The organism is Pseudomonas sp. Sample_21, assembly GCF_004307525.1.
Classification (GTDB): Bacteria; Pseudomonadota; Gammaproteobacteria; order Pseudomonadales; family Pseudomonadaceae; genus Aquipseudomonas; species Aquipseudomonas atacamensis.
Window position 1 is genome coordinate 23,812 of record NZ_RCNZ01000025.1, and the last position, 6,307, is coordinate 30,118.

Annotated in this window: 6 protein-coding genes; 3 read left to right on the top strand and 3 right to left on the bottom strand. The window is 63.7% G+C overall.

The features are described 5' to 3' along the window. Position 1 precedes the first annotated feature (1 nt). Together D8U71_RS01965 and D8U71_RS01970 are read right to left on the bottom strand one after the other, a co-directional pair. Entirely contained in the window at positions 2–1,198 is a 1,197-nt protein-coding gene (locus tag D8U71_RS01965; protein ID WP_024011460.1) for a multidrug effflux MFS transporter, read from the bottom strand. Between the two features lie 87 nt (positions 1,199–1,285). Beyond that, on the bottom strand, positions 1,286–1,483 hold the full coding sequence (locus tag D8U71_RS01970) for a cation transporter (RefSeq protein WP_041479643.1): 198 nt from the start codon (positions 1,481–1,483) through the stop codon (positions 1,286–1,288). Positions 1,484–1,631: 148 nt separating this feature from the next. Here D8U71_RS01970 and D8U71_RS01975 point away from each other — a divergent pair, with 148 nt between their 5' ends. The 3 genes from D8U71_RS01975 (at position 1,632) to cueR (ending at position 4,994) form a co-directional block, all read left to right on the top strand. Beyond that, positions 1,632–2,015 carry a hypothetical protein gene (locus tag D8U71_RS01975; RefSeq protein ID WP_016771826.1) on the top strand — a complete coding sequence of 128 codons (384 nt, stop codon included), beginning with the start codon at positions 1,632–1,634 and terminating at the stop codon, positions 2,013–2,015. A 175-nt stretch (positions 2,016–2,190) separates the two neighbouring features. Then, positions 2,191–4,584: a copper resistance metal-translocating P1-type ATPase CueA gene (cueA, locus tag D8U71_RS01980; protein WP_130887055.1), complete on the top strand. Its 2,394-nt coding sequence runs from the start codon at positions 2,191–2,193 to the stop codon at positions 4,582–4,584. Next, complete coding sequence (gene cueR / locus D8U71_RS01985; protein ID WP_016771827.1) at positions 4,581–4,994, top strand: Cu(I)-responsive transcriptional regulator; 414 nt, start codon at positions 4,581–4,583, stop codon at positions 4,992–4,994. The genes cueA and cueR overlap by 4 nt, the downstream gene beginning before the upstream one ends. Here cueR and D8U71_RS01990 read toward each other — a convergent pair. Next, positions 4,948–6,156 (bottom strand): MFS transporter, encoded by a 1,209-nt coding sequence (locus tag D8U71_RS01990; RefSeq protein ID WP_130887056.1) that lies wholly within the window; start codon positions 6,154–6,156, stop codon positions 4,948–4,950. The two genes, cueR and D8U71_RS01990, sit on opposite strands and share 47 nt — an antisense overlap. Between the last annotated feature and the right edge of the window lie 151 nt (positions 6,157–6,307).

Here is a 6,307-nt window from a genome sequence, read left to right on the forward strand (position 1 = left end):
TTCAGACCTGGGCTTGCGCCAGCGCCCGGGCATTCTGCAAGCGCCGGGTGAGCAGCGCGACGCTCACCACCAGCAGACCGCACAGGCTGATGACCATGGCCATCGGCACGGCGCTGCCATCGTGCAACACCCCCACCAACGCGGCGGCACCGGCGGCGATACTGAATTGCAGGCAACCGAGCATCGCCGACGCACTGCCGGCGCGGGCGCCCTGACCGTTCATTGCGCAAGCCGAGGCGTTGGGAATGATGCAGCCGAGGCTGGCAATGCAGATGAACAGCGGAATCAGTAACGGCCACAATGCCTCTGGACGCATCGCGCTCACCGCCAGCAGGGTCAGCCCGGCGAGGAAGTACACCCACACCGCGCGCACCAGCAAGAACGCCGGGCCACGCTTGGCCAGCAAACGAGCATTGACCTGCGCCACCAGAATGAACCCCGCCGCGTTGGTGCCGAACAGCCAGCCAAAATGCTCGGCGGGTACACCGTAGAGCTTGATGAACACAAACGGTGAACCGGCGATGTAGGCGAACATGCCGGCGATGGCGATGCCGCCGGTCAGGGCGTGGCCGAGGTAGACCGAATCCTTGACCAGCCGTGCGTACTGGCGCAACGCACCGGACAACGGCTGGCGCGGCACGTGGGCCGGCATGCTTTCCGGCAGACCCAACGCCACCGCCAGACCTGCCGCCGCACTGAATCCGGTGAGGACCAGAAAGATCGACTGCCAACCCGTGGTGTTGACCAGAAGCCCACCGAGCATCGGCGCCAGAATCGGCGCCAGGCCCATCACCAGCATCAACTGGGAAAACACCTTCGCCGAGCCCACCGCATCGCACTTGTCGGCGACCACCGCACGGGAAATCACCATGCCTGCACAACCACCGAGTGCCTGGACGAAGCGCGCGCCGATCAGCCATTCCAGGCTCGGCGCGTAGGCGCAGGCCAATGACGCCAGAGTAAACAGGGCGACACCGCTGAGCAGCGGAAGCCGCCGGCCGAAACGATCGGAAATCGGCCCGTACGCCAGTTGGCCCAGCGACAGACCGAGGAAGTACGCCGCCAGCGTCAGTTGAACGTGCTGCTCATCGGTGCCGAACGCCAGTGCCATGGCCGGGAAGGCAGGCAAATAGAAGTCGATCGCCAAAGGACCGAAAGCGCTCAAGGCGCCGAGTATCAAAATCGTGCGGAAGTTCATCAGGCATCCAGGTGGGCAAGTCGCAGCCCGACAGTCTAGCCGCGCCCGGACGCCTTGAACATTCCGATAGCTCGCTAACGATCAATTTCAGACGAGCTTCACCTCATAACCCTCTTCGCGAATCGCTGCGATGACCTGATCGGCACTCAGCGCGCTTTCGACGCCGACTTCCTTGGCCGCCAGATCGACGCGCACGCTGGCCGCCGGATCCAGCGCCTGCACCGCAGTGGTGATGGCTTTGACGCAATGACCGCAGGACATGCCTTGAACGTTGAACACTTGCATGGGAAGACTCCTTTGAGTGAGGTTGCCGGCAGTCTCGAGCTTGCCACGATGGCAAGGTCAAGTTCTGCGAAAAACTGCCGGGCTGGCAATCGGCGCCGCGCTCGGCCAAGCTGCATGCATCAATGACTGGAATTCAGGAGATTCAGCCATGCGCTGGTCAGCTTTGGGCCTGTTTGGCTTGCTCAGCCTTTTCGCCGCCGTCCCGCAGGTGCAAGCCGCCGGCGAGGATTACGCGGTACTGATCATTTCCCGCGAACGTCTCGAAGTGGCGACCTCGTGCGAGATCGGCGTGTACATCCAGGACCAGCTGTCGGCGCGCCTGTTCCAGGAGCAGAGCACGTCGTTTAACCTGCCACCGGGCAAGGTTTCGCTGCGCCTGAAACTGCTGCCGGGCCAGGCACCGGGTTGCAACCCCGGCATGCTCGCACCGGGTTCGCAGGAAGTCGTGCTGCACGCGGGGGATGTGCGGAAGTTCCGCCTAGCGATGAATGCCGAAGGCGTGTACCTGAAACCTGCAGGCCTGGGTTATTGAGCAACCGCCTCGACCTGTGGGAGCGAGCCTGCTCGCGAAAGCGCCGGGTCAGCCAACATGATTGCTGAATGATGCACCGCATTCGCGAGCAGGCTCGCTCCCACAAGAATGGTGCTTGACCTTGCCCGCATGGCAAGGTTGATCCTGTAGACATCCACTACAGGGAGCGCGACCGATGTCCGAATCCACCACTTTCGATCTGCCGATTGCCGGCATGACCTGCGCCAGTTGCGCCGGGCGTGTCGAGCGGGCGCTGCGCAAGGTCAGCGGCGCCAGTGCCGTCAGCGTCAACCTCGCCACCGAACAGGCCCGGGTACAGGCGCCCGGCGACAGCCTGCCGGCGCTGATGCAAGCCGTGGAGCGCGCCGGTTACAGCGTGCCCCGGCACACCGTCGAATTGAGCATCGACGGCATGACCTGCGCGTCCTGCGTCGGTCGCGTCGAACGCGCCCTGAACAAAGTCCCAAGCGTGAGCAGCGTCAGCGTCAATCTGGCCAATGAACGTGCGCACCTCGAATTGCTCGGCCAGGTCGATACGCAAACCCTGCTCGACGCGGTGAGCAAGGCCGGTTACTCGGCCAGCGTCTGGCAAGCTGAACGGCCACAGTCCGATGACCAGCAAAAACGCCTGCACCGTGAGCGGTGGGCATTGATCTGTGCGATCGCCCTCGCTCTGCCGCTGGTGCTGCCGATGTTACTGCAGCCGTTCGGCATTCACTGGATGCTCCCGGCCTGGGCGCAATTCGCCCTCGCCACCCCCGTGCAATTCATCTTCGGCGCACGCTTTTATGTGGCGGCGTGGAAAGCCGTGCGCGCCGGTGCCGGCAACATGGACCTGCTCGTCGCCCTCGGCACCAGCGCCGGTTATGGCCTGAGTGTCTATGAATGGGCCAGCGCGGCCGGACGCATGCCGCATCTGTATTTCGAGGCCTCGGCGGTGGTCATCGCTTTGGTATTGCTCGGCAAATATCTCGAAAGCCGCGCCAAACGTCAGACCGCCAGCGCCATTCGCGCCCTCGAAGCGTTGCGGCCGGAGCGCGCGATTCAAGTCATCGACGGGCGTGAGCAGGACGTTGCGATCAGCGCCCTGCGCCTCGACGATCTGGTGCTGGTCAAACCCGGCGAACGCTTCCCGGTGGATGGCGAAGTCGTCGAAGGCCAGAGCCACGCCGACGAAGCGCTGATCAGCGGCGAAAGCCTGCCGGTGCCGAAACAACCGGGCGACAAGGTCACCGGCGGCGCGATCAATGGCGAGGGTCGTTTGCTGGTGCGCACCCAGGCGCTCGGCGCGGAAACCGTGCTGGCGCGGATCATTCGCCTGGTCGAGGACGCGCAAGCGGCGAAAGCGCCGATTCAGAAACTGGTGGACAAGGTCAGCCAGATTTTCGTGCCGACCGTATTGCTGATCGCCCTGGCCACGGTGATCGGCTGGTGGCTGTACGGCGCACCCCTGGAAACTGCGGTGATCAATGCCGTCGCCGTGCTGGTGATCGCCTGCCCGTGCGCCCTCGGCCTCGCCACTCCGACGGCAATCATGGCCGGCACCGGCGTCGCCGCGCGTCATGGAATTCTGATCAAGGACGCCGAAGCGCTGGAGCGCGCCCATGAAGTCAGCAGTGTGGTGTTCGACAAGACCGGCACGCTGACCTCGGGCACGCCGCGTATCGCGCACTTCAGCGCGGTCGATGGTGACGAGAATAATCTGCTGACCTTGGCCGGTGCGTTGCAGCGCGGCAGCGAGCATCCTTTGGCCAAAGCGGTGCTGGATGCAGCCGCTGAACGCGGCTTGAACGTGCCCGATGTCAGCGACAGCCAGGCGCTGACCGGGCGCGGCATCGCCGGCACGCTGGATGGCCGGCGCCTGGCGCTGGGCAATCGGCGGATGCTCGACGAAAGCGCCTTGAGTGCCGGTGAATTGAGCACATCCGCCGAAGCGTGGGAACGCGAAGGCCGCACATTGTCGTGGCTGATTGAGCAAAGTCCTCAGCCGAAGGTGCTGGGTCTGTTCGCCTTCGGTGACACGCTGAAACCCGGCGCTCTGCAAGCGGTGCAACAACTCGCCGCGCGGGATATCCAGAGCCACCTGCTGACCGGCGACAATCGCGGCAGCGCACGGGTGGTGGCCGAGGCTCTGGGCATCCGCAGTGTTCACGCCGAAGTGCTGCCGGCCGACAAAGCCGCGACCGTCGCCGAGCTGAAGAAAACCGGCGTAGTCGCCATGGTCGGCGATGGCATCAACGACGCCCCGGCCCTCGCCGCTGCCGACATCGGCATCGCCATGGGTGGCGGCACCGACGTCGCCATGCACGCGGCCGGCATCACCTTGATGCGCGGCGATCCGCGACTGGTGCCGGCGGCGCTGGAGATCAGCCGCAAGACCTACGCAAAGATTCGCCAGAACCTGTTCTGGGCCTTTGTCTACAACCTGATCGGCATTCCGCTGGCGGTATTCGGTTTCCTCAATCCGGTGCTGGCCGGCGCGGCGATGGCGCTGTCGAGCGTCAGCGTGGTGAGCAATGCGCTACTGTTGAAAACCTGGAAACCCAAGAACCTGGAGGAACACCGATGAACATCGGCCAAGCGGCCCGACAAAGTGGCCTGAGTGCAAAAATGATTCGTTATTACGAATCGATCGGCCTGCTCAAAGCGGCCAATCGCACCGACAGCGGTTACCGCGTGTACGGCAGCGATGACCTGCACACGCTGGCGTTTATCAAGCGCTCGCGGGATCTGGGCTTTTCTCTGGAGGAGGTCGGCAAGCTGCTGACCCTCTGGCAGGATCGCCAGCGTGCCAGCGCTGATGTGAAAGCACTGGCGCGCCAGCACATCGACGAGCTGAACCAGAAGATCCGCGAGCTCGGCGAGTTGCGTGACACCCTGCAGGATCTGGTCGAACATTGCAGCGGCGACCATCGCCCGGACTGCCCGATCCTCAAGGAACTGGCGTCGGGCTGCTGCGCGCAACCCGCCCGCGCCTGATCCGCAACAGCGTCACCACGCCCAAGCTGCCGAGGGGAATGCCGTGGAACAGCATGACCACGGCCCCCGGCGTCCACCACGCGTAGAACGGCGCGGCAACCAGCATGCCGATGCCGAAACCGCTCATCTGCAGCAAGGTCAGCACACTGAAAATCGGCAGGCGCAACGCCGCAGGTTCCCGTTGCAGCCGTGACATCAGGCTGACTTCGGAAACCCCGTCGCCAAGTCCGGCCGGCAAGGCGAACAGCAGCAGACCGTAGAGGCTGTGCTGCTGGAACATCAGAATGAACCCGCAGGACATCAGCGCCACACCGCAGAAAAATCGTCTTTCAAGGTGGCTGTTCTCCGAGCCCTTGAGGTGACTGGCGATGCGTGCGCCGAGCAGTTTGCCGCTGGCCCATACCGCAAGCGCCAGGCCCAAGGTCGTACTCGCCGCCTCCGGCGTCAGCAGTTTCGAAATGATCGGGAAGCCGACGTTATGCGCGGCACTGCCCAAGGTGTCGGCCATGGTCACCGCGAGCATGGCCGCGACCACAGGCGCCGAACGCAGGCCCTGCCGCAGCGCAAACCATTCACCGCGTTGCGGCTGTTCGCTGACATCGGTTTTTTCGAAACGCAGCGGCACGATCAGCAGCGCGGCGAGCAAATAGGTCAGCGCGTTGAGGGCGAAGACCGTTTCAAAACCGAAAGCAGCCACCAGCAACCCCGACACCAGACTGCCGCCAACCATCGCCGCAGAAGAAGCTGAAGTGATCCAGGCATTGGCCTTGAGCAATTGCGCCGGCGCGATCAAACGCGGCAACTGGCTGTTGAGGCCGATGGCGAACATCGAATTGCCCAAGCCGAGGCCGAAGGCAATCAACGGCAACAGCCATGCCTGCTGACTCGCCGGTGTGATCAACAGCAGCCCCAGCAGTGCAGCACGCAACAGATCGAACGCAATCAGCGGCGCGCGGCCCTGCCAGCGTCGGTAGAAGCGTGTGCCGATCAGACTGGCGAAGATTCCGCCACCGACACGGCTGGCAAGGAAAATGCCGACGCTCATGGCGCTGTTGCTCAGCAGGTAGACGTAGGTGGCCAGCGCGACCATGTTGAGGAAGGCGCCGAAATCGGAGATCAGCCGGGCGGTTACGATCAGGTGGGTGTTGCGTGGGGTGGTCACATTCAGTCCTTGAGTGTGGTTGGAGCGCTGGACAGTAGACGCGAATAAGCCAAGATCCGAAAGCCCCCTCACCCTAGCCCTCTCCCAAAGGGAGAGGGGACCGATTGGGGGATATTTGGGAGATACACCGACCTGAACGTTTTTCTTTGAA